The organism is Conexibacter sp. DBS9H8 (genome assembly GCF_023330685.1).
In the GTDB taxonomy this organism is placed as follows: domain Bacteria; phylum Actinomycetota; class Thermoleophilia; order Solirubrobacterales; family Solirubrobacteraceae; genus Palsa-465.
In genome coordinates this window covers 3128015-3149525 of sequence record NZ_CP097128.1, presented here as the reverse complement: position 1 = coordinate 3149525, position 21511 = coordinate 3128015, and the positions used below count along the sequence as shown (strand labels likewise).

Below are 21511 nucleotides of genomic sequence, written 5' to 3'. Positions count from 1 at the left end.
CCCCGGGCGCGGTGGCCGGGGTCCCGTTCTCGGTGAACGGGACCCCGGAGGGGCGCTTCCTAGCTGTGGCCGAAGGTCACGTTCGGGAGCACCCGGCGCGCCCAGCGCGGGAGATACCAGGCGTGGCGGCCCATCAGGCGCAGCAGCACCGGCAGCAGCAGCAGCCGGATCAGCGCGGCGTCGAGAAGCACCGCGACCCCGAGGATCGTCCCCATCTCCTTGGGCGGCAGCGGGCCCGACAGGGCGAAGGTGAAGAACACCGCCACCATCACCCCGCCGGCGGCGAAGATCACCCGGCCGGAGTGGGCGAGCCCGCCGACCATCGCCGCCTTCGCGTCATGGGTGTGATCCCAGTGCTCCTTGGCCGCCGACAGCAGGAACACGGTGTAGTCCATGGAGATCGCGAAGATCATCGCGAAGAAGAACACCGGTCCCCAGGCGTCGAGGAAGCCCTGGGGGGAGAACCCGAGCAGCGAGTGGAGATCGCCGTTCTGGAAGACCCACTTGGAGACGCCGAAGGCGGCCCCGGTGGCCAGCAGGTTCGTCAGCACCCCGGCGGCGGCGAGCAGCGGCGCCTGCAGGGCGAGCAGCAGCAGCAGGAACCCGAGCCCCATCACGACGCCGATCACCAGCCACGTCTTGGTTTTCAGCGCCTGCTGGAGGTCGTAGTCCTCCGCGACGGCGCCGCCGATCAGCGACCCGTGGGGCAGGTGGGTCCGCAGCCGGGCGATCGTCGCGTCGACCGCCGGGTTCGACGGATCCTGCTTGGGGATCGCCGTGATCAGCGCGTAGCCGTGGCTCACCTGGGTCGGCATCAGCGCGGCGACCCCGCGGTCGGCCCGGGCCACGGCGGTCGCCGCGGCGAGGTTCGCCGCCGGGGTGACGATCTGCAGCGGCCCGGTCGCACCGGGACCGAACGCCGACGTGACCTCCTGATAGCCGATGTAGGAGCTGTCGTTGGTCGGCACGACCTTGATCGACGGCATCGCCGTCTTCAGCGAGAACACCGGGATCGCGAGACCGGCGAGGATGAGGACGGCGGGGATGCCGTGCCGGATCGGCTTGGTCCACAGCCGCTCACCCCAGCGGGCGAACCGCTCGGAGCGGTGCTCACCCGAGTGGGCCCACGGCAGCGCGAGCTTATCCACCCGCGGTCCGATCCGGCCGAGCACGGCCGGGAGCAGGGTGAGCGTCGCGGCGAGGACGAAGACGACCGCGAGCATGATGCCGATGCTCATCGACCGGAACGCGGGGGAGGGGACGAGCATCACCGCGCTGAGGGAGATGAGCACGGTGAGGCCTGAGAAGGCGACGGCCTTGCCGGCCGTGTCCATCGTCACCGCGACCGCCTCCACCGGGGTGAGGTTGTGCCCGAACAGGGCGCCGCGGAAGCGGTGGACGACAAACAGCGCGTAATCGATCCCGAGGGCGAGGGCGAACATCAGCGCGAAGTTCATCGCCCAGATCGAGATCGGCAGCAGATGGGTGCCGAGCTCGAGCAGACCGGCGGCCGACAGCAGACCGACCATCGTCAGCATCAGCGGCAGGCCGGCGGCGACGAGCGAGCCGAAGGCGATCAGCAGGATGCCGAGGGTGATCGGCCAGGAGATCACCTCGGACTTCAACATCGCGCTGCGGTTCGCCGCATTGAAGTCCGACCACATCCCGGCCGCGCCGGTGAGGTCGACCCTGACCCCGTGACCCGACAGCTTCGCGAGGGTCACCTTCAGCGTGTTGGCTGCCTTCACCATCGCGTTGGGGCCGAAGGCGGCGCCGGCCTGCACCACCGCGGTGCGTCCATCCCGGGAGATGGAGATCCCCGGCCGGGGGGCGACGACGGTCTTGACCGCCCGCGAGCCGCGGAGGATCGCCTCGGTGTGGTGGATCGCCGCGGCGAAGGCGGGCGTCGACGTCGTCGCCGAGCCCGAGTGGATGACGACCATCAGGCCGTAGCTGGAGAGCCCGCTGAAGTCGCGGTTGATCAGGCCGCGGGCCTGCACCGATTGGGAGCCGGTGACGTCCCAGCCCGCGCCGGACAGGGCCGTCTCGACCTTCGGCGCGAAGATGCCCAGTCCGACGGCGACGATCAGCCAGGCGATCAGGGTCCCGCGGAAATGGCCGGCGACAAACCGGCCGAGACGGCCGACCGGGCCGACGTTCGCCGCGTGCGGGTAGGTTTCCGCGGTGAGGACGTCCTCGGTCAGCGGGGGTTGGATGGCGGTCATCGCGCCGGTACCTCCTGAGCCGGGGTGGGCTCGTTCTCGTTGGCGGGTGGGTCGAAGATCGGTGACTTCAGGGCGCAGGTGCGCTTGAGCAGAATCGACGCGGGGCAACGGCCAGTCACCGCGAACAGGAGCTGGTTGGCGCCGACGAGGCCGGTGAGGATGAGGAAGCGGCGGGAGACGGTCGCGGCGAGGACCGCCGTCGCCGTCGTCACCGTGCCCGCGATCACGAACAGCACCCGCTCGAGGGGCCAGCCGGGGCGATCAGACCGCATGGGCCACCGGTGGGGTCGTCGTGGTTCGGGCGACGACGCGGTCGACGGCGGAGACGAGCTGCTCGGCGGACATGGTTCCGGCCTGGGCGGCAACGGGCTCGCCGTCGGCAAACACCATCAGCGTCGGGATCGACCGAACCTGGAAGCGCGCAGCGAGCTCGGGCTCGGCGTCCACGTCGACCTTCGCGAACCGGTACTGGGGTGCGAGGGTCGCGGCCTTCTCGAACTGGGGGGCCATCGCTCGGCAGGGACCGCACCAGGCGGCCCAGAAGTCGACGACGGTGATGCCGTCGCGGACGGCGTCCGCGAACGCCGCCGTGTTGAGGTGTTGTATCGGTGCTTGCATCGTCTCTTTCCTGTCTGGGAGTCGTCGTGGGCGCGTGGCGGAGGCGTCCGGCTTCCTCGGTGTCTCGGAATGGCGGTAAGGGCACCACCCCCGAGAACAAACCAATGGCCCCGTTCACAACTGTAGAGATGTGCAGCGTAGCAAGTTGTCGAGTTTGGGTGACGTGACGGCCCTGGAACGGGCGTGGCAGCGCGGCCGGCGCGCGCGACGCGGGGTGCGCGGGTCAGGCGGTGCGCGGGTCAGGCGGTGCGCGGGTCCGGCTCGGTGAGCGCGGCGAGCCGGACGCGCTGGTCGGCGTCGATCCGTTCGATCCGTGCCTGCCCGAGCGCGCCGATCACGCCGATCGCAGCCTGGAGCGTCGCCGGACAGCGCGGGCAGTGGGCGAGGTGGGCGGCGAGGTCGGGTGAGTCGGTGTGAAAGTCCAGACCGGCATCGGCGACCGCTCGCCGGGCGAGCCGGCAGGACGGGTCGGCCGGGGTGATCGGGCCGGCGTTCGCGAGGGCTACGAGCAGGTGCGCGCGGCCGCGCTGGATCCGCTTATGGACGGCGCCGGTGCTCGAGTCGAGCAGGGCGGCGATCTCGGCGGCAGGCCAGCCCTCGGCGTCGTGGAGGACGAGCGCGAGCCGCTCCGCCTCGGGGATGCGCCGCAGGGCGGCCCGGAGTTGAAGCTCGTCCTCGGCCGCGATGATCAGGCTGAGGGGGTCGGCCACGTCAGGCAGGAGCGCCTCGAGGGCCTCCTCCGGGAGCGGCTGAGCGGGCGGGCGCCCACGGGCACGGTCGACGACGGTTCGGGCGAGGATGCGTCGCAGCCAGGCACCGGTCGCCTCCGGGGCGCGCAGCTGGTCTCGGCGCGTCCAGGCTCGCTCCAGCGTGTCCTGCAGGGCCTCCTCGGCCTCCTGCCCGTCGCGGGTGAGGCGGACGGCGAGGGCGAGCAGCCCGGGGCGTGCCCGCTCGATCGCCCCGGTGAAGCCTGGGTCGCGGTCGGGATCTGTCCACTTTGACGCTCCGGCCCCGTCTTGGGAGAGAGAACCATTCAACCGGAGGTCGACTATGTCGTTCGTCTCTTTCATGTCCAGCACCGCGGGCCGGATCGCTCGCGTCGTCGTTGGCGTCGTGCTGATCATCGCAGGAATCGCCGTCGGCGGAACGGGCGGGATCGTGCTGATCATCGTCGGCCTGCTGCCGATCGGCACCGGCGTCGCCAACGTCTGCCTCCTCGGCCCGCTCGTCGGCGCCGGCCTCAAGGGGGACGGCAGGGCGCACGCCTGAGCCCCTCGGGGAATCCGGTCGCCCCGCTGCGCGCGCTCGCCGCCCACGGAGGGTGGCGGGCGCACCTCGCCACGGCGGCGGGCGCACCTCACCACGGTAGCGAGCCGCACAGTTGTATCGTTGTGCAATGGAACACGGCTCAGCGTCGGATGGGATGTCGGGTCCGCGGCGCTGGTCGGCCGCCGAGGACGCCCGGTTGGCCGACCGCTATGCCGCGGGGGTGTCTGTCGTGGACATCGCCGCCGAGCTCGGGCGCACTCCCGACTCCGTGACGGCACGACGCCGGGCCCTCGCGATCCCGGTTCGGCGGGACGGTTGGACGGCGGCGGAGGACCGCCTCCTCGCGGCCGGAACGGCAGCAGGCCATTCGGTCGCTGGGCTCGCCGCGCGGCTCGGTCGCAGCCCGGAGGCGGTGCGGTACCGCCGCCGGCGCCTGGGGCTCGGCGAGCCGCGTACGCCGGGACGCTTCGCCGCGCACGAGGATGCCCGGCTTCGGGCGGCGTGGGTCGGCGTGGTCGACCTACCGGCTCTGGCGGCCGAACTGGGGCGGAGCCCGGAGTCGATCCGCCGGCGCGCGACCCGGCTCGGGCTGCGCAGCCCGGGAGAGCATCGCCGCTGGACCGAGGCCGAGGACGACCTGCTGCGTGACGGCTACTCCTCCGGCCGCTCGCTGGAGGATATCCTCCTGGACCTCCCCGGCCGGACGCGGGGCTCGGCCGAGGCGCGTGCCGCAAAGCTCGCGATCATCGAGGCCGGTCGCGTCTGGTCGGCGGCGGAGGATCGGGCGCTCACCCGGATGGTGCGCGAGCAGATGACGATGGACGCGGTCGCCCATGGCCTGCGCCGCTCCCCGGAGGCGGTGCGGGCCCGCTGCCGGCGCCTCGGGGTGCGCCGGCCCGCGCGCGGCGCCCCTTCATCCCCGGGGCCCTGGTCACCGGCGGAGGATGCCGTGCTCCGAGCCTGGGCGGACGCCCCCGTCGCACGGCTCGCGCTCATGCTCGGGCGCTCGGAGGCGGCGGTCCGACGCCGTCTCGCGCGGATCGGCGTTCCGGCTGGGTCGCCCATGGCAGGGGTCGGCGGCCGGTCGGAGCGGGGCGCCCATCGGGCGATCGCAGACGAGACAGCCGCCCGCTATTGACTTTACAACTGCGTAGCCGTATAGTGGTGATATATCCGCCTTTCCCTTCTGAAGGAGTCAGCGATGACGACAACGAGCACGATGACGAAGTCCGAGCAGTCCGAGGATTCTGAGGCGCGCGGGATGATCCTGCTGCCGGTGATGATGATCGCCGCGGGTCTCGTGCTCGCCGTCGTCTTCGGACTCACCTATCACCCGGAGGCGTGGCTCACGGCCTTCGGCGCGGTCCTGCTGACGGCCGTCATCATCGGCGGGGTTCGCTGGATCATGCCGATCCTCGCCGACGGGGAAGGCGACGCCCTCCCCCATCCCGCCCACTGAGGGCACACGGCGCGTCGCGCTCTTTGGCGCGCTAGGCACGATGGCGGTGTCTGACGGGCCAAGGTTCGCCGGGCACTTGTTCTCCCGGGGTGCCCGGAGCCCGCCGACACATTCGCCCGCCCCTCTGGGCGCCTCGCCGGCGCCCCCGGCGACCTACGAGGGTGACGCGACGCTGAGGGGGAAGCCGAGCGTCACCCAGTCGTGGATGCCGCCGCGGTAGTAGAGGATCGTCGCCGGTCGGCGTCCTGCCGCGAGCAGGATCCGGACCGCGTCCGGGGTCGCGGGACACTGGGGTCCGTTGCAGAAGAGCACCGTCGGGCGGTCGGGGTCGATCTCATCGAGTCGGGTCGCGAGCTCGGTGTGCGGGATCGCCCGCGCGCCGGGGATCGTGCCGGCGATGACGTGCTCGGCGAGTCGCGTGTCGATCAGCGGTCCACCCGCACGGAGGTGAGCGATCAGCTCGAGCTCGCCGACGGTCTCGACCCCTTCGGCGAGGCGCATCGGTTGCACGATGCCCCAGGTGGCGTCGACCTCAACCCGCCCGTCACCGAGGGCCCGGGGGAGGCGCTGAGGGTGAGCGCGCCGGCTGGCGCGTTCGAGTGCCGGAGTCGTGGGCGCCCGAGTGTCCGCGTCGGTCGAGGGTGTCGGCGCAGTCTCCATGGCCGGTCAGCCTCACACCCGCTCCGCCGAGGCCGGGTCAGGCCTGGAGGAGCGCATCGAGGTCCGCCACGCGCTGTCGCACCCCGCCGCAGACCTGGTCGCAGAGCTCGAACACGGTCGGGTCATCGATCGCGTAGACGACGCTCGTCCCCCGTTTGGTTCGGCTCACCAGCCCCGCGCCGTGCAGGATCCCGAGATGCTTGGAGACGTTCTGCTGGGAGGCGTGGAGGGCGGTCTGGAGTTCGCCGACCGTCGCCTCACCGTCGCGCAGGTGATCGAGGAGGCGGATGCGCATCGGCTCGCCGAGTACCCGGAAACGCTGGGCGACCAGGTCGATCAGCGGCTCCGGGAGGGGGTGGGGAGCCGGGGGGGTGGCCATGGTCCGACATTAGCACAAGTACCCGGTTGTAGAGTAGGTTTGGTCCCATCGACAACTCACAAGTGGAACGTTGTACAATGGGAGATCGTAGAAAACCCGCCGATGTCGTGGAGGTCTCGGATGTGTCGTCAGGTCAAGTGCAAGCAGTGTGGAAAGATCACGTGGGCGGGGTGCGGAATGCACGTTGACCAGGTGATGGCGTCGGTCCCGACGGCACAGCGGTGCCCCGGCCACGCCCAGGGGCGCGCGGCCAAGCCCGCCTCGACCGGTGGGACGGGACTGCTGAGCCGCATCTTCGGTCGCTGACCCGGGGGGCCCGCAATTTGCGGGTTCCGTCCGCGGCGCCTGGTTGACTCTCAGTCGGTAAAGCGGTCTGATCGATCGAGGGTGTCCATGACCGAGAGCAAGCTGTTCGTCAGTTCGTGCAGTCGCCGGGAGTTGGCGCTCAGACGCCGCCACTCTCGACTCGTCAGCCTGGCGGTGAGCGTCGAGCATCCGCGGCTCACCGCATGCCTGTTCGCCTTCGTCTGCGTCGGCGCGTTTCTGGCCGGCCGCGGGGGTTTCTGAACAAACACGCGCTGCGGGCGCCTAACGACGCGGCACCGCGCCGGGTTGCTTAGGATCGCCCGGCATGATCCTCGCCATCGACCAGGGCACGACCGGGACGACCTCTCTCGTCTTCGACCTCGAGGGAGAGCTGATCGGTCGGGCCCAGCGCGAGTTCGCCCAGCATTTCCCCCAGCCCGGCTGGGTCGAGCACGACCTTGGGGAGATCGCCGCGGTCACGGACGCGGTCGTCGGCGCCGCGCTGGCGGACGCGGGGGCTCGCCCGGGGGATCTCATCGCCCTCGGCATCACCAACCAGCGGGAGACCGTCTGTGTCTGGGACCCGACCACCGGCGAACCGCTGCACCGGGCGATCGTCTGGCAGGACCGCCGCACCGCGGCACGCTGTGACGCGCTGCGGGCAGCCGGCCACGAGGCTCAGGTCCGAGCCATCACCGGTCTCACCCTCGACCCGTACTTCTCGGCGAGCAAGATCGAGTGGCTGCTCACCCACGTCGACGGGCTGCGGGCGCGCGCGGAGCGGGGACGGGCGGTGTTCGGGACCGTCGACGCCTGGCTGATCCACCGGCTCAGCGGGGAGTTCATCACCGACCCCACGAACGCGTCGCGCACGCTCCTCTACGACATCCATCGCGGGGCCTGGTCGGAGGAGCTGCTCACCCTGTTCGGGGCGATCGACCCGGCGTGGCTGCCCGCGGTCGGCCCGAGCGCCGGGCTGCTCGCCCACACCCGCCCGGCGTGCTGTCACGGCCACGCCGTCCCGATCGCCGGTGTCGCCGGCGATCAGCAGGCGGCGCTGTTCGGCCAGGCCTGTCTCGATCCGGGGATGGCCAAGAACACATACGGGACCGGCTCGTTCCTGCTCCTCAACGCGGGCACGCGCGCTCCCGGGTCCACCCCGGGGCTGCTCACCACCGTCGCCTCCGGCATCGGCCAGCGCGTCACCTACGCCCTCGAGGCCTCGATCTTCGTCACGGGGGCGGCCGTCCAGTGGCTGCGGGACGGCCTCGGGATCATCGCCGCAGCGGCGGAGACCGAGGCGCTCTCCGCCGGCCTGTCCGGCAATGACGGCGTCTACTTCGTCCCCGCCCTCACCGGGCTCGGCTCCCCTCACTGGGACCCCTACGCCCGCGGGACGATCGTCGGGCTCACTCGCGGCACCGGCCGGGCTCACCTCGCCCGCGCCACGCTCGAGGCGATCGCCTATGAGAGCGCGGACGCGGTGTCGGCGATGGCCGCCGCGGGCGGCGCGCCCCTCGAGCAACTCCGGGCGGACGGCGGCGCGACGGCCAACGCGTGGCTGATGCAGTTCCAGGCCGACATTCTCGGCGTTCCCGTCCTCCTTCCGGCGATCACCGAGACGACGGCACTCGGCGCGGCCTCTCTCGCCGGCGTCGGCGTCGGCCTGTGGACCCTCAGCGGCGTCGCCGAGCGTTGGCAGGAGCGCCGGCGCTTCGAGCCAACGATGGGGGAGGATGAGCGCGCGAGCCTGCTCGCGGGCTGGGGACGCGCGGTCGCCCGGGCACGCGACTGGGTGGAGAGGTAGTCTGCGGGCCAGCTATGGACCCTGAGGAGGACGTTCCCGACTTCGATCTCGTCGCTGCAGCCCTGCGCGCCGACGCCGGCGACGTCGTCACCTTCATGGAGACCCTCGCGACCAAGCTTGAGGACACCCTCCCCGGACTCGTCACCGTCACCCGCGTCAAGAGCGGGTTCCGCGGCCCCAAGCGCGTACAGGCGATCGCCCTCGACTCCGGGACCGACCGGCTCGAGCTCGCGCGCAGCGGGGCCGGACTGGAGGCGGTTCGCTCGCGCATCTCCGGTGGGATCGTGCTGCGCCGCGAGCGACTCGACACGGACGCGTGGCTGGGGGCCCTCGCTGAGGTCCTCTCCGACCAGGCCCAGCGCAGCCAGCTGACCCGGCAGGCGCTCGCGCGCATGCTCGACGTCTGACCCGGCCGCCCGCACAGCCCGCCGCCCGGACCGCCCCGCACAGCCCGACGGCGTCCGGTCAGGAAACGGACGTCGGATCGGCAGGCTGCCGCACCACCTGCCGGGCGCGGTGACAATGCCGCGATGCCATGGCGCGGTCGCTTCCGGATCCTCGCGCGACGCGACCTGCGGCGCGTCTTCGGGGCGACCGTCGTCTCCAACCTCGGGAGCGGAATCGTCAGCGTCGCCTTCGCCTTTGCCGTCCTCGACCTCACGCACTCGGCGACCGACCTCGGGATCGTCCTCGCCTGCCGCACCGTCGCTCAGGTGAGCGGGCTGCTGCTCGGCGGGGTCGTCGCGGACCGCACGAGCCGACGCCGGGTGATGATGGGTGCCGACCTCACCCGTCTCGCCGGGCAGGCCTTGATCGGGATCCTCCTCGTCCGCCATCAGGCGACGCTCGTCGAACTCGCCGCCTCCCAGGTCATCCTCGGCGCCGCCGGAGCGTTCTTCCAGCCTGCCGCTGCCGGGCTGCTGCCCGCCGTCGCGGGTGACCAGCTCCAGGAGGCCAACGCGCTGCGCGGGATCGCGAGCGCCGCCTCGAGCGTGATCGGCCCCCTGCTCGGTGCGCTCGTCGTCGTCGCCGTCGGACCCGCCTGGGGGCTGCTCGCGGACTCCCTCAGTTACGGGCTCAGCGCGCTGTGGTTGCGCCGTCTCACCCGCGGGGTCGGCGACGCGCCGATGCCGGCCGAGGGCCGCCAGACGATGCTGTCGGATCTGCGGGGCGGTTTCCGGGAGGTGACGAGCCGCACGTGGGTGTGGTCCCTCATTCTCGCCTTCGCCGTCGGCAACGCGCTCGGCGGGACCTGGGACCTGTTCGGTCCCCTCGCGACCCGGCACTGGTACGGGGGCGCGCCGACCTTCGCGCTCCTGTCGGTGCTGTGGTCGGCTGGCTCGCTGCTCGGCGGCATCGCCCTCCTGCGCTTCAAGCCGCGGCGCCCGCTGCTGGTCGGAACGCTCCTGTGTGCACCGTTCGTCGTCCCGAGCCTGATGGTCGCCCTGCGCCTGCCCGTCCTCGTCATCGCCCCCTTCGAGCTGCTTGCGGGGATCGGGCCGATCGCCTTCAACACCCTGTGGTGGACCGCCCTGCAGCAGAACGTCTCTCCGGAGGTGATCTCCCGGGTCATCTCCTACGACTTTGCCGGCTCCTACCTGTTCATCCCGCTCGGCATGGCGCTCGCGGGGCCGCTCATCTCGGCGATCGGGCTCGCCCCGGCGATGCTCGCCTACAACCTCGCCGGCTTTGTCGTGATGATGTCCGTCCTCGCCGTCCGGGACGTGCGCGGACTGCGCGCCCAGCCGGCAGGTGCCGATATCGTCTCGGCGTGAGCTCCCGCCCACCCGGTCCATCCGGTCCATCCGGTCCATCCGGTCCGCCCGCTCCACCCGGTCCACCGACGCCGCCGGACCCGCCACGCCCATCCGGCCCGTCCGCGCCGCGGGACCTGCCGATCAGCGCTCAGGTCTACGCCGACCCCCGCGACGCGGCCCTGTTCGCCCCCTACCACGAGCGCAGCCGCGACCACGAGCCCGAATGGGTCTATGAGGCGGTCCGCCTGCTGCTCGTGCCGGTCGTGCTCGGGCTCTTCCGCACGCGTGCCTCCGGGTCAGAGAACGTGCCGAACGGTCCGGTGATCATCGCTCCCAACCACGGGTCCTTCATGGACCACTTCCTCGCCGGGGCCTTTCTTCGCCGCCACATCCAGTTCATGGCCAAGTCCCAGATGTTCTCCCCCCGCCGGCCCGCCACGTGGGTCCTCACCCACGGAGGCATCTTTCCCGTCCGGCGTGGCCACCGGGATGAGGATGCCTTCGCGACGGCTGCGGCGATCCTCGCCCGCGGCGGCTGTCTCGGGACGTACGTGGAGGGCGGACGCAGCCGAACCGGCACGGTCGGAACCCAGGCGCGGCCCGGAATCGGGCGGATCGCCCTGGAGTCCGGGGCGCCGGTCGTCCCGGTCGCGATCGTCGGTTCCCACCGGATCCGCAACTGGCGGCGACTGCAGTTCCCGCGCGTCCGCGTCTACTACGGCGAGCCGGTCGCCTTCAAGCCGATCCCTTCCCCGAGCCGGCCCGAACAGCAGGCCGTCGCCGACGAGATCCTCCGCCGCATCCGACTCCTGCACGCCCGCCACGAGGCCGGAGCGACCGGCGGCTGAGCGCATCGCCGGTGCGGCCGGCGTCAGCCGGCCCGCTCAGGACCGAACCGCCTCGAGAAACAGCGACCACTGCCGGTGCTCGAGCCGGTCCAGATCGGGACAGCGGCCCTCCCGGAACGCGCACTCGGCGACCTCGACGAAGCCGGCGGCCCACAGCCGCCGGCTCAACGACCCGGCGTTGTAGTGCCACCAGTGGCGGGCGTGGCGGTTGTCCCGTGCGCCGCGACCCTGGAAGACCCCGTCGAGGAACGCGTCCGGGTCGGCGGGGTCATAGTGGCTGACGATGTCGTCGAGGTTCGGCACGACGATCCGCAGCACCCCGCCGGGCGCGAGGACCCGGTGGCACTCCGTCAGAGCCCGTTCGGCTGCGTCGACGTGGAGGTGCTCGAAGGTGTGGGAGGTGTAGATCGCCCCGACACTCCCGTCGGGGAACGGAAAGCGCCGGCGCAGATCGAGGTAGCGCAGGCGGGCAAAACGGCCGTCGCAGTAGGCGGCCCAGCGCTCGTCACTGAGCCGGCCGGCGCCGTGCAGCAGGCGGGGAAGCCCGGGGATCCGGGCGAGCAGGAGGTGCGGGGTGACGTCGGTGTTGATCCACCCCTCAACGGCCTGATCGAAGGCGCCGAGGTGCAGCTTGGGGCGCGCGCTCATTCAGAGGCGATCCGCAAGCCAGGCGACGACCATGTCGAGGACGAGGTCGCCCTCGGGTTCGAGGAAGATCTCGTGGTAGAGGCCGTCGAAGCGCTCGCAGGTGAGGTCCTCGGCGCCGAGGGTGGCCGCGAGCGCTTCGGATCCCGCCGGCGGGCAGAGGCCGTCGGCGCCGCCCCACAGCAGCATCGTCGGGACGCGGATCCTCGGCGCGTCGGTGAGGATCGTCGCCGCGTGAGTGAGGAACTCACGCCCGGTCAGGGCCGGGATCGGCAGGTGACGGACGAGCGGGTCCGCCCGGTAGGCCTCGACAACCCGTGCGTCCCGGCTGATCAGACTCGGGTCGAGCCGGACGACCGGCGCCCAGGGCAGCAGGTGGGCCAGCACCGTGCCGACGAGCTTGACCATCCCCGGAGCGTCGGCGCGGACGAGCGGGCCCGACAGCACGAGCCCGCGCAGGCGCTCCTGGTGGGCGAGGGCGTAGCGCAGGGCGATCGCGCCGCCCATGCTGTGTCCGAGCAGGAAAACGGGAAGGTCCGGGTGGATGGCGACCTGGGAGTCGATCACCGCGTTGAGGTCGGCGACCGCGTCCGCGAACCGGATCTGGCCTCGGGGGCCGCCCGAGCGGCCGTGGCCGTGATGGTCGGGGCCGACGACGAGGAAACCGGCGCCGGTGAGGCGGGCGGCGACGTGGCTGTAACGGCCGACGTGCTCACCCCAGCCGTGGGCGAGGATGACGATCGCCCGCGGGGAGTCGGGCGTCTCCCAGACGGTCACCGCCAGCGGCGGCCCCGCCGCGGAGGTGAGGGTGAACTCAGGCATGCGGGGAGACCTCGATCTGGAGTGGAGCCGGGGCGTGTTCGACCTGCAGGGTCGTGTGGATGATCCCGAACTGTTCGGCGAGCAGCGCCGAGAGTTCGGCGCGCAGCTGATGGCAGTCCTGTCGGGCGTCGACGACGATGTGGGCCGACAGGGCCGGAAAGCCGGAGGTCACCTCCCACACGTGCAGGTCGTGGACTTCGCTGACGCCGGGCCGGGCGGCGAGCCGGAGCCCGATCTCGCTCGGGTCCAGGCCGGCGGGGGCGGCCTCCATCATCACCCGGACCGACTGTTTCAGCAGCGGCCAGCCGCCGGCGATCATCACGCCGCTGATGAGCAGCGCGACGATCGCGTCGGCCCGCCGGAACCCGGTGGTGAGGATGACGACCCCGGCGATGGCCGTCGCGATGAACCCGATCAGGTCGGTGGTGATGTGGGCGAGTGAGCCGGCGACGTTGAGGCTGTGGTCGGGGTGGTGCTCATGAGCGCGCCCTTCGCCATGTTCCTGCGCGTGCCGATGCCCGCCGCCATGCCCGCCGCCGTGCCCGTGCCCGTGCCCGCCGAGCAGCCTGACGATCGCCAGGTTGACGACGATCCCGGCGACCGCGACGATCACGACGGGCCACCCCTGCACCGGCAGGGGGTGGATGAGGTGGACGATCGCCCCGTACAGGATGAGGCCGGCGAGGACGAGCATCGTCACCGCGTTCGCCTGGGCCGACAGGATCTCCGCGCGGCCGAGCCCGAAGGTCATCGTCGCCCCCGCCGGCCGCATCACCAGGTGGGCGGCGAGCAGCGCGACGGCGAGCGCGAGCGCGTCGGTGAGCATGTGCGCGGCGTCCGACAGCAGCGCGAGCGAGTGCGCGCTCACCCCGACGAAGATCTCGACGGCGAGGAAGCCGAGCAGCAGGGCGAGTCCACGCCACAGGCCGCGGATCTCCTCGCGGCGGTCGGGACGGATCGGGTGCGCCGGCTCAGCTTCCACGCCAGGGATCCTAGAGCCCGCCTCCGGATCTCCGCCCTCCCCCGACCAGCCCCGGGACGGCGGACCCTTGCGGGGTGGCGTCAGTTGTTCGACGGGTCGGGCGGCATCCGCGCGACGAGCGCGTAGCTGCCCCCCTTGCGCACGAGCACCTCGGACCACAGCTCACTCGGGTCGGGTCGGAACGGATCCTCGCTCCGGGCCGGCTCGAGGATCCAGTCACCGCGGCTCAGTTCGCTGTCGAGCTGTCCGGGACCCCAACCGGCGTGCCCGGCGAACGCCCGGGCGCGCCGGACCGCACCGACGAGCTCGCCCGGCTCGGAGTCGGCGCCCATCACCCCGATCGCGTCAAAGGAGATGAGGGCCGCGTCCGCGGGCTCGAGGAAGTCGGCGAGGACGATCACCGAACCCGGCGCGACCGGCCCGCCGACGAGCACCTCCTCGGCGGGATCGACGAGGGCCGTGAGCTGCGGGAGCACCTCCCCGACGGTGCTCTCGGACGGACGGTTGAGCACGAGCCCGAGCGCCCCCTCGGCGCTGTGTTCGACGACGAGCACGACGGCCCGCCAGAAGTTGGGGTCCTGGATCGCCGGTCCGGCGATGAGCAGCTGGCCGCGGGTCGAATCCACCAGGAACACATCATTCCACGCGGCGGCTGAGGTCCGGGCCCACCGGGGCCCGGACTCAGGCGAGCAGTCGCTGGAGCTGCGGGTCACCGTCGCGCAGCAGCATGTCGACGTACAGGACGACGGACACGGCCGCGGTGAACGGGGTGAAGAGGACCGACACGACGGCGTTGAGCGCGCCGGAGATCGCCAGGTCGGCCCCGACCGACCGCGGGTCGACCGCGCTGACGACCGATCCGGCGAGGGAGGAGAACAGCAGCTCCCCGGCGATGAGGACCGCGCCGGCGATCACGGTCGCGCCGAAGACATGCCAGAAGCGGCCGCGCACGAGCTCCCGGGAGCGGGCGAGGGCGGCGAGGCCGCGGCGGTCCTCGGCCATCAGCACGGGAACGGCGATCGCCAGGGTGATGGCCAGGTAGATGCCCGGGAGGATGAAGCAGAACAGTCCGATGAGGACGACGACGCCGGTGAGGATCGACACCCACAGCAGTCCGAAGGTGCGGTCGAGGGCGAAGTTGATTGACGTGAAGATGTCAGCCGGGTGGTGGAGGTGGCGGCCGAGCAGGATCCGGTAGGCGGCGCCGATGGACACGAGGAAGATGAGCGCACCGATCACCGACCCGAGGAAGCTCGTGATCAGAAACCCGTTGCCGCCGACCGCCGGCACGTCGATCGTGCCCTGGGCGAGCACGGACCCGGGCGGCAGGGTGATCGCCCGCAGCGCGAACACGAGCGCCTGCAGGGGAACGGTGACGAGGGCCATCACCTGCCACAGCCGCCCGAGGTCTGCCCCGTAGAGGCCGGCTGCGGTGCGGACGGTGGCGAGCACCCCGAGCGGTCCGGGCACACCGGGCGGGCCGGCCGGAGACGGCGAGAAGGCGGAGGTCCCCATTGACGGCCGGACCTTAGCGGTTGGCTTCGCGGCCGGGACTCAGACGCCGAGGCTGCGACCGAGGATCTCCTTCATGATCTCGTCGGTGCCGCCGCCGATCGGCCCGAGACGGGCGTCACGCAGCACCCGCTCGACCGTGTACTCGGTCATGTACCCGGCCCCACCGTGGATCTGCAGGCAGGCGTCGGCGACATCGACGGCGGCCCGCTGGGTGAACAGCTTCGCTGCGGTCACCTGCGCCACCGCGTCGACCCCGCGGACGTAGGACCCGAGCGCCTGGTAGGTGAGCGCTCGGGCGGTCTCGAGTGTCGTCGCCATCTCCGCCAGCTTGTGGGCGATCACCTGAAAACCGCTGAGCGGTCGACCGAAGGCGACCCGTTCACGCGCGTAGGCGAGGGCGCGGTCAAGGCACCACTGCATCGACCCGACCGCCCCGAGGGCGAGCAGCAGCCGCTCCCACTGGAAGTTGGCCATGATCAGGTAGAACCCCTCGTTCTCGGCGCCGAGCAGGTTCTCCGCCGGGACGAACACGTCGTCGAAGCTGATCAGGGCCGTGTCTGAGGCGTGCCAGCCGAGCTTCTCGATCGGGGCGGTGCTGATCCCGGTCTCCGCCGCGGGTCGGCTCGGGTCGTTCTCGATGATCAGGAAGGAAAGGCCGTTGTGGCCGCCGTCGCTCGTCGTCTTGACCGCCGTGACGAGCGTCCGGGCCCGGCAGCCGCCGGTGATGAACTGCTTGGCGCCCGAGACCATCCAGCCGTCGTCGACGGGGCGAGCGGTCGTGCGGATGCCCGCGACGTCAGACCCCGCGCCCGGTTCGGTGATCGCCAGTGCGGCGATCCGTTGGCCGGTGATCCCGGGCGTCAGATAGCGGCGCTTCTGCTCGGCCGTCCCGAACGTCGCGATCGGCGGCAGGGCGATGCCCGCGTGGGCGCCGATGCCCGCCGCGACACCACCGGACTCACAGCGGGCGAGCTCCTCGACGAAGACGGCGTCGGCGACGGGGTCTCCGTCCCCGCCGTCGGCGGGATCGAACTTCAGACCGAGGTAGCCGAGCTCCCCACAGCGGGTGAGGACCGAGTCGGGGAACCAGTGGGCGGCCTCCCATTCGCTGGCGTGGGGGGCGAGCTCGGTGGCGACGAAGCGGCGCACCGCCGCCCGGAACTCCTCATGCTCGGGGGTGAAGGGCGGCAGCGGCGAGCGGGGCGAGCTCACGCTCGCCCCCGCCTTGGCCGCCAGATCGCTGGCGCTCACGCGTGTTCTCTGGGTATCTCGGACGGCGCCGCCGGCCTAGATCCCGAAGGATTTGCCGATCACCTCGAGCATCACCTCGTCGGTTCCCGCGCCGATCCGGTTCAGGCGCATGTCCCGCCACACCCGCTCGACGCCGTACTCGCGCATGTAGCCGGCGCCGCCGTGGATCTGGATGCACTCATCCGCGACCTCGACGGCGATCCGCGACACGTACAGCTTGGCCATCGAGATCTCCCGGACCGGGTACTCCTTGTTCTGGAACCGCCACGCGGTCGTGTAGGTGAGCGCGCGGGCCGCCTCGATCTTGGTCGCCATCTCCGCGAACTTGTGCCGGGTGACCTGGAAGTTGGCGATCGGACGGCCGAACGCCTTGCGGTCCTTCGCGTACTGGAGGGTCTTCTCCATCACCAGCTGGGCTCCGGCGACCGCGCCCGCGCACATGATCAGCCGCTCCCCCTGGAGCTCCCACATGATGTGGTAGAAGCCCTTGCCGACCTCACCGAGGACAGCGCTGGCGGGGACGCGGACGTCCTGGAAGGCGAGCAGGGCGGTGTCGGAGGAGCGCATCCCGAGCTTGTCGAGCTTCTTCTCCTTGATCACCCCGGGGCTGTCCATCGGGACGAGGAACAGGGTGACTCCGTCATAGCCGGCGTCCGGGTCGGTCTTGGTCACGAGCAGGATCACGTCGGCGCGGTGGCCGTTGGTGATGTAGGTCTTGGAGCCGTTGATCACGTACTCGTCGTTGGCGGCGTCATAGACCGCCCGGGTCTTGATCCCGGCGACGTCGGAGCCCGCGTCCGGCTCGGTGATCCCGAGGCAGAGGATCTTCTCGCCCTTGATCGCGGGCACGACCCACTCCTGCTTCTGCTCGGGCGTGCCGAAGGCGATGATCGGCGGCATCGCCATGTCGGTGTGGACGGCCACCCCCATCGCCATCCCGCCCGACTCCGAGCGGGCGAGCTCCTCCGACAGGACCAGGGACGTGTAGTAGTCGCCGCCCTGCCCGCCGAGCTCCTCGGGCTTGTCGAGGCCGAGGAAGCCGAGCTCGCCCATCCGGTGAAAGACCCAGTCGGGGAAGGTCGTCTCCTCCCACTCCTCGGCGTGGGGGCGCAACTCCTTCTCGACAAAGCGCCGGATCGAGTCACGCAGCTGGTCGTGCTCGTCGGTGAAGATGAAGTGCTTGCGGGAAGCGGTGAAGTCGGGCTTCACCACGGTGTCGGTGGCCATCGGCGGCTCTCCTCGGTCGGCTGATCGGACGCGTCAAAGTGAATAGTAGGACTTTCTACTTGCCACGGGTGGCCGAGGTCGTCCGCCGGGAACCCGCCGGGGCGTGGGGGTGGGCCGCGCACCGCGGACGGGCGTTAGGATCCCCGCCGATGCAGGTCGATCTCGGCGGCTACTACGACACGGTCCTGGCGGCCGCGGCGGGGGCGGCCCGGGCCGAGGCCGACGGCTATGACGGCTGGTGGGCGCCCGAGACCCAGATCGACGCGCTGATCGGCGCGGCCGCGGCGGCGACGGCGACGCAGCGGATCGCCGTCGGGACGGGCATCACCGTCGCCTTTGCCCGCAACCCGATGACCGTCGCCATGGCCGCCAATGACCTCCAGGTCCTCTCGGCCGGACGCTTCCACCTCGGCCTCGGCTCCCAGGTCAAGGCCCACGTCGTCCGCCGCTTCTCGATGCCCTGGTCGCACCCGGCTCCGCGGATGGCCGAGTTCATCGCCGCGCTACGGGCGATCTGGGCGGCCTGGGAGACCGGGGAGAAGCTCGACTTCCGCGGCGACTTCTACGCCCACACGCTGATGACCCCGGCCTTTGCCCCGCCGCCGCACCCGCACGGGCCGCCGCCGATCCTGCTCGCCGGGGTGGGGGAGAAGATGACCGCGACGGCGGCCGAGGCCGCCGACGGGTTCATCTCCCACGGCTTCCAGACCGAGCGCTACCTGCGGGAGGTGACCCTGCCCGCCCTTCGCGCCGGCCGCGCCCGGGCCGGCAAGAGCCTCGAGGGCTTTGACATCGTCCTGCCCGTCTTCGCCTTCGCGTCCGACTCGGAGACCGAACGGGAGCGGGGGGCGACGCTGATCCGCAGCCAGATCGGCTTCTACGGCTCGACCCCCGCCTACCGGCCGGTGCTCGATTGCCACGGCTGGGGCGACTTACAGGATGAGCTCAACGCGCTCACCCGGGAGGACCGCTGGCTTGCCCTCCAGGAGCTGATCGGCCCGGAGGTGCTCGACGCCTTTGCCGTCATCGGCACCCCTGAGGAGGTCGTCGCCGAGCTCGTCCGCCGCTACGGGGACATCGTCACCCGCCTGCAGCTGAGCCTGCCCGCCGACCTCGACCCCGACCGCCGGGACGCCCTGATGGCGGCGCTGCGCGCCTCCGCTCCCGCCTAATCTGGCGGCCATGTCCGCCTTCTCCACCCTCCGCTACGACGTCGCCGACGGGGTCGCCACCGTCGCCCTGGACCAGCCCGACACCCGCAACGCTCTCTCGGTCGAGTTGCTCGGTGAGCTGGAGGCGGCGCTGCTTGCCGCGCGGGCGGACCCGGAGGTGCGTGTCGTCGTGCTCGCCTCCACCCATCCGACCGTGTTCTCCTCCGGGGCGAACCTCGGTGCCTTCGGGGCGGAGGCATCGGTGCTGGAGAAGCACGCCGGGACTGAGCTGCTGCCGCGGATCTTCGTCCTCCTCGGGGAGCTTGGCAAACCGTCGATCTGTGCCGCCTCCGGGCATGTGCTCGCCGGCGCGCTCGGGCTCGCGCTCTCCTGTGACCTCGTCATCGCCCGCGAGGGGGCCCGCTTCGGGGCGCCGGAGATCGGGGTCGGCACCTTTCCGTTCATGGTCTCGGCTCTGCTCATCCGCAACGTCGGGCGCAAGCGGGCGACTGAGCTGCTGCTCCTTGGCGAGCAGATCTCCGCAGAGGAGGCGGTGACCCTCGGGCTCGCCAACCGTGTCCTCAGTCCCGACGCCTTCGATGCGGGCGTGGCCGAGTGGGCGGCCAAGCTGGCGGGCCGCTCCCCGGCGATCATCAAGCTCGGCAAGGACGCGCTGTGGCGCTCGGCCGACCTCGATCTCGAGGACGCCCTCGACTACCTGCGCAGCCAGCTCGCCCTCGCCCTCTCGACCGAGGACATCGTCGAGGGGGTGCGGGCGTTCTTTGAGAAGCGCCCGCCGGTCTGGACGGGCCGCTAGGCATGCGGCGGCGCGGGCGGGCCCGTGTGCACGGCCAGGTGATGAGCGGAAAGTAGTACTCTCCACTTTCCACATGGGGAGCACCGTGACAGAACCGACCACCACCCGCCTGCGCGGACTCGTTGACGACCTGACCGCCCGCCGGGAGCGGGCCCGGCTCGGCGGCGGCGCCGAGAAGATCGAGCGCCAGCACGCCCAGGACAAGCTCACCGCGCGCGAACGGCTCGACCTGCTGATCGACTCCGGCACCTGGGTCGAGATCGGCCTTCACGCCGGGCCGAACTTCGCCTTCGTCGCCAACGCGGGCAAGGAGGCCGCCGCGGACGGGGTGATCTGTGGCTATGGCCGCGTCGACGGGCGGATGGTCGCCGTCGCCGCCTATGACTTCACCGTGATGGCCGGCGCGATGGGCGCCTCCGGGGAGCACAAGGTCACGCGGCTGCGCCGGCTCGCGCTGGAGCGGCGGATGCCGTTCATCTGGCTGCTCGACTCCGCCGGAGCGCGGATCCAGGAGGCGGTCGGATCGCTGTTTGCCGAGACCGGCTTCCTCTTCCGGGACGAGGTGATCGCCTCCGGGGTGATCCCGCAGATCGCCGCGGTGATGGGCCCCTGTGCAGCCGGGACCGCCTACATCCCCGGTCTCGCCGACTTCGTCCCGATGGTCCGTGGCCGCGGGTCGATGGCCCTGGCGGGCCCCCACCTCGTCCGCGCCGCCGTCGGGGAGAACGTCAGCGCCGAGGAGCTCGGCGGCTCGGCCGTTCACGCCCGCCGCTCCGGGGTCGCCGACCTCGAGGTCGACTCAGACGAGGAGTGCATCAACGCGATCCGCGTCTACCTCTCCTTCATGCCCTCCAGCTGCGACCAGCCGCCGCCCCGCCAGCACTGCACCGACCCGATCGACCGGGCCGAGGAGTCGCTGCTGGAGGTCCTGCCGCCGTCCAACCGCCAGCCCTATGACATGTACCGGGTGATCGAGGCGATCGTCGACGACGGTGCCTACTTCGACCTCAAGCCCGACTTCGCAACCACGGTGATCACCTGCCTCGCCCGCTTCGGCGGCCGCCCGGCGATGATCATCGCCAACCAGCCCAAGGTGCTCGGCGGGATCCTCGACAACGACTCGGCCGACAAGGCCGCCCGGGCGATCAACCTCGCCAACGCGTTCGGGATCGCCCTCATCTACCTGATGGACGTCCCCGGGTTCATGGTCGGCACCCAGGTGGAGGCGGGCGGAATCATCCGCCACGGGGCCAAGATGCTGTACGCGACGGCGAACGCGACCGTCCCCAAGGTCACCGTCATCACCCGCAAGGCCTACGGGGCCGGCTACTACGTGATGTGCGGCAAGGGCTATGACCCGGACACGATCGTCGCCTGGCCGACGGCGGAGATCAGCGTGATGGGGGCCGAGGGCGCGGTCGAGATCATCTTCCGCAAGATCGTCGAGGAGGCGGAGGACCCCGCCGCCAAGAAGGCCGAGCTGATCGCCGCGATCAACGAGACGATCGACGTCTACATCGCCGCCAAGAACGGGATGATCGACGACGTGATCGACCCGCGTGAGACCCGCCAGACGATCGCCCGCGCGCTGGAGATCGCCGAGACGAAGCGGATCGAGCGCCCATGGAAGCGCAACGGGGTCGTCCCGGTATGACCGAGTGCGATTTTTCGTCGTATCGACGAAAAAGTGAACACGCTCCCCGGGGCCGGCCCGCCAGCGCGGCCACTCCCGCGAGCGCGGCCACTCCCGCGAGCGCCGCCACCCCGGACCGC

At 71.4% G+C, this 21511-nt stretch carries 24 protein-coding genes; 11 read left to right on the top strand and 13 right to left on the bottom strand.

Going from position 1 to position 21511, the window contains the following annotated elements:
- Positions 1–59: 59 nt before the first annotated feature.
- The 4 genes from M3M55_RS15015 to M3M55_RS15000 form a co-directional block, all read right to left on the bottom strand.
- Positions 60–2225: an MMPL family transporter gene (locus M3M55_RS15015; protein WP_249010314.1), complete on the bottom strand. Its 2166-nt coding sequence runs from the start codon at positions 2223–2225 to the stop codon at positions 60–62.
- Positions 2222–2497, bottom strand: coding sequence for a DUF2892 domain-containing protein (locus tag M3M55_RS15010; RefSeq protein WP_249010313.1), 276 nt, complete (start codon positions 2495–2497; stop codon positions 2222–2224). Before M3M55_RS15010 ends, M3M55_RS15015 begins: the two co-directional genes overlap by 4 nt.
- The gene (gene trxA, locus M3M55_RS15005) at positions 2487–2843 is read right to left on the bottom strand and encodes a thioredoxin (protein ID WP_249010312.1); all 357 of its coding nucleotides are present in this window, start codon (positions 2841–2843) and stop codon (positions 2487–2489) included. Before trxA ends, M3M55_RS15010 begins: the two co-directional genes overlap by 11 nt.
- A 239-nt stretch (positions 2844–3082) precedes the next feature.
- Positions 3083–3913 (bottom strand): RNA polymerase sigma factor, encoded by an 831-nt coding sequence (locus tag M3M55_RS15000; protein WP_249010311.1) that lies wholly within the window; start codon positions 3911–3913, stop codon positions 3083–3085.
- Here M3M55_RS15000 and M3M55_RS14995 point away from each other — a divergent pair.
- From M3M55_RS14995 to M3M55_RS14985, 3 genes are all read left to right on the top strand, one after another.
- Positions 3912–4112 (top strand): YgaP-like transmembrane domain, encoded by a 201-nt coding sequence (locus M3M55_RS14995; protein ID WP_249010310.1) that lies wholly within the window; start codon positions 3912–3914, stop codon positions 4110–4112. The two genes, M3M55_RS15000 and M3M55_RS14995, sit on opposite strands and share 2 nt — an antisense overlap.
- Before the next feature lie 127 nt (positions 4113–4239).
- On the top strand, positions 4240–5250 hold the full coding sequence (locus M3M55_RS14990; RefSeq protein ID WP_249010309.1) for an SANT/Myb-like DNA-binding domain-containing protein: 1011 nt from the start codon (positions 4240–4242) through the stop codon (positions 5248–5250).
- Between the two features lie 63 nt (positions 5251–5313).
- Entirely contained in the window at positions 5314–5571 is a 258-nt protein-coding gene (locus M3M55_RS14985) for a hypothetical protein (RefSeq protein WP_249010308.1), read from the top strand.
- A gap of 153 nt (positions 5572–5724) precedes the next feature.
- On the opposite strand, the gene M3M55_RS14980 is transcribed toward M3M55_RS14985, so the two are convergent.
- Together M3M55_RS14980 and M3M55_RS14975 are read right to left on the bottom strand one after the other, a co-directional pair.
- Entirely contained in the window at positions 5725–6231 is a 507-nt protein-coding gene (locus tag M3M55_RS14980; protein ID WP_249010307.1) for a rhodanese-like domain-containing protein, read from the bottom strand.
- Between the two features lie 37 nt (positions 6232–6268).
- Positions 6269–6610 carry a helix-turn-helix transcriptional regulator gene (locus M3M55_RS14975; protein ID WP_249010306.1) on the bottom strand — a complete coding sequence of 114 codons (342 nt, stop codon included), beginning with the start codon at positions 6608–6610 and terminating at the stop codon, positions 6269–6271.
- Between the two features lie 393 nt (positions 6611–7003).
- Here M3M55_RS14975 and M3M55_RS14970 point away from each other — a divergent pair, with 393 nt between their 5' ends.
- The 5 genes from M3M55_RS14970 to M3M55_RS14950 all read left to right on the top strand — a co-directional run bounded on the left by M3M55_RS14970 (position 7004) and on the right by M3M55_RS14950 (position 11328).
- A complete protein-coding gene (locus M3M55_RS14970; RefSeq protein WP_249010305.1) occupies positions 7004–7177 on the top strand; it encodes a hypothetical protein in 174 nt (57 codons plus the stop codon).
- 64 nt (positions 7178–7241) lie between these two features.
- Entirely contained in the window at positions 7242–8723 is a 1482-nt protein-coding gene (glpK, locus tag M3M55_RS14965) for a glycerol kinase GlpK (protein WP_249010304.1), read from the top strand.
- Positions 8724–8737: 14 nt separating this feature from the next.
- Positions 8738–9130 (top strand): hypothetical protein, encoded by a 393-nt coding sequence (locus tag M3M55_RS14960; protein ID WP_249010303.1) that lies wholly within the window; start codon positions 8738–8740, stop codon positions 9128–9130.
- A 123-nt stretch (positions 9131–9253) separates the two neighbouring features.
- Positions 9254–10498: an MFS transporter gene (locus M3M55_RS14955; protein ID WP_249010302.1), complete on the top strand. Its 1245-nt coding sequence runs from the start codon at positions 9254–9256 to the stop codon at positions 10496–10498.
- Positions 10495–11328, top strand: a complete 834-nt coding sequence (locus M3M55_RS14950) for a 1-acyl-sn-glycerol-3-phosphate acyltransferase (protein ID WP_249010301.1) — start codon at positions 10495–10497, stop codon at positions 11326–11328. Before M3M55_RS14955 ends, M3M55_RS14950 begins: the two co-directional genes overlap by 4 nt.
- 36 nt (positions 11329–11364) lie before the next feature.
- Here M3M55_RS14950 and M3M55_RS14945 read toward each other — a convergent pair whose 3' ends face one another.
- From M3M55_RS14945 to M3M55_RS14915, 7 genes are all read right to left on the bottom strand, one after another.
- The gene (locus M3M55_RS14945) at positions 11365–11976 is read right to left on the bottom strand and encodes a methyltransferase domain-containing protein (RefSeq protein ID WP_249010300.1); all 612 of its coding nucleotides are present in this window, start codon (positions 11974–11976) and stop codon (positions 11365–11367) included.
- Positions 11977–12795 carry an alpha/beta hydrolase gene (locus M3M55_RS14940; protein ID WP_249010299.1) on the bottom strand — a complete coding sequence of 273 codons (819 nt, stop codon included), beginning with the start codon at positions 12793–12795 and terminating at the stop codon, positions 11977–11979.
- Positions 12788–13777, bottom strand: a complete 990-nt coding sequence (locus tag M3M55_RS14935) for a cation diffusion facilitator family transporter (protein ID WP_249010298.1) — start codon at positions 13775–13777, stop codon at positions 12788–12790. Before M3M55_RS14935 ends, M3M55_RS14940 begins: the two co-directional genes overlap by 8 nt.
- An 80-nt stretch (positions 13778–13857) precedes the next feature.
- Positions 13858–14403: a YqgE/AlgH family protein gene (locus tag M3M55_RS14930; RefSeq protein ID WP_249010297.1), complete on the bottom strand. Its 546-nt coding sequence runs from the start codon at positions 14401–14403 to the stop codon at positions 13858–13860.
- A 55-nt stretch (positions 14404–14458) separates the two neighbouring features.
- Positions 14459–15292 (bottom strand): hypothetical protein, encoded by an 834-nt coding sequence (locus M3M55_RS14925; protein ID WP_249010296.1) that lies wholly within the window; start codon positions 15290–15292, stop codon positions 14459–14461.
- A gap of 39 nt (positions 15293–15331) precedes the next feature.
- On the bottom strand, positions 15332–16543 hold the full coding sequence (locus M3M55_RS14920) for an acyl-CoA dehydrogenase family protein (RefSeq protein WP_249010295.1): 1212 nt from the start codon (positions 16541–16543) through the stop codon (positions 15332–15334).
- A 36-nt stretch (positions 16544–16579) separates the two neighbouring features.
- Complete coding sequence (locus tag M3M55_RS14915; protein ID WP_249010294.1) at positions 16580–17770, bottom strand: acyl-CoA dehydrogenase family protein; 1191 nt, start codon at positions 17768–17770, stop codon at positions 16580–16582.
- Between the two features lie 149 nt (positions 17771–17919).
- Between M3M55_RS14915 and M3M55_RS14910 the strand changes: the two genes are divergently transcribed.
- From M3M55_RS14910 to M3M55_RS14900, 3 genes are all read left to right on the top strand, one after another.
- Positions 17920–18942 (top strand): TIGR03617 family F420-dependent LLM class oxidoreductase, encoded by a 1023-nt coding sequence (locus M3M55_RS14910; protein ID WP_249010293.1) that lies wholly within the window; start codon positions 17920–17922, stop codon positions 18940–18942.
- 10 nt (positions 18943–18952) lie between these two features.
- Positions 18953–19738, top strand: coding sequence for an enoyl-CoA hydratase/isomerase family protein (locus M3M55_RS14905; RefSeq protein ID WP_249010292.1), 786 nt, complete (start codon positions 18953–18955; stop codon positions 19736–19738).
- Between the two features lie 73 nt (positions 19739–19811).
- Positions 19812–21392, top strand: a complete 1581-nt coding sequence (locus M3M55_RS14900; protein ID WP_249010291.1) for an acyl-CoA carboxylase subunit beta — start codon at positions 19812–19814, stop codon at positions 21390–21392.
- The last annotated feature ends 119 nt before the right edge of the window (positions 21393–21511 follow it).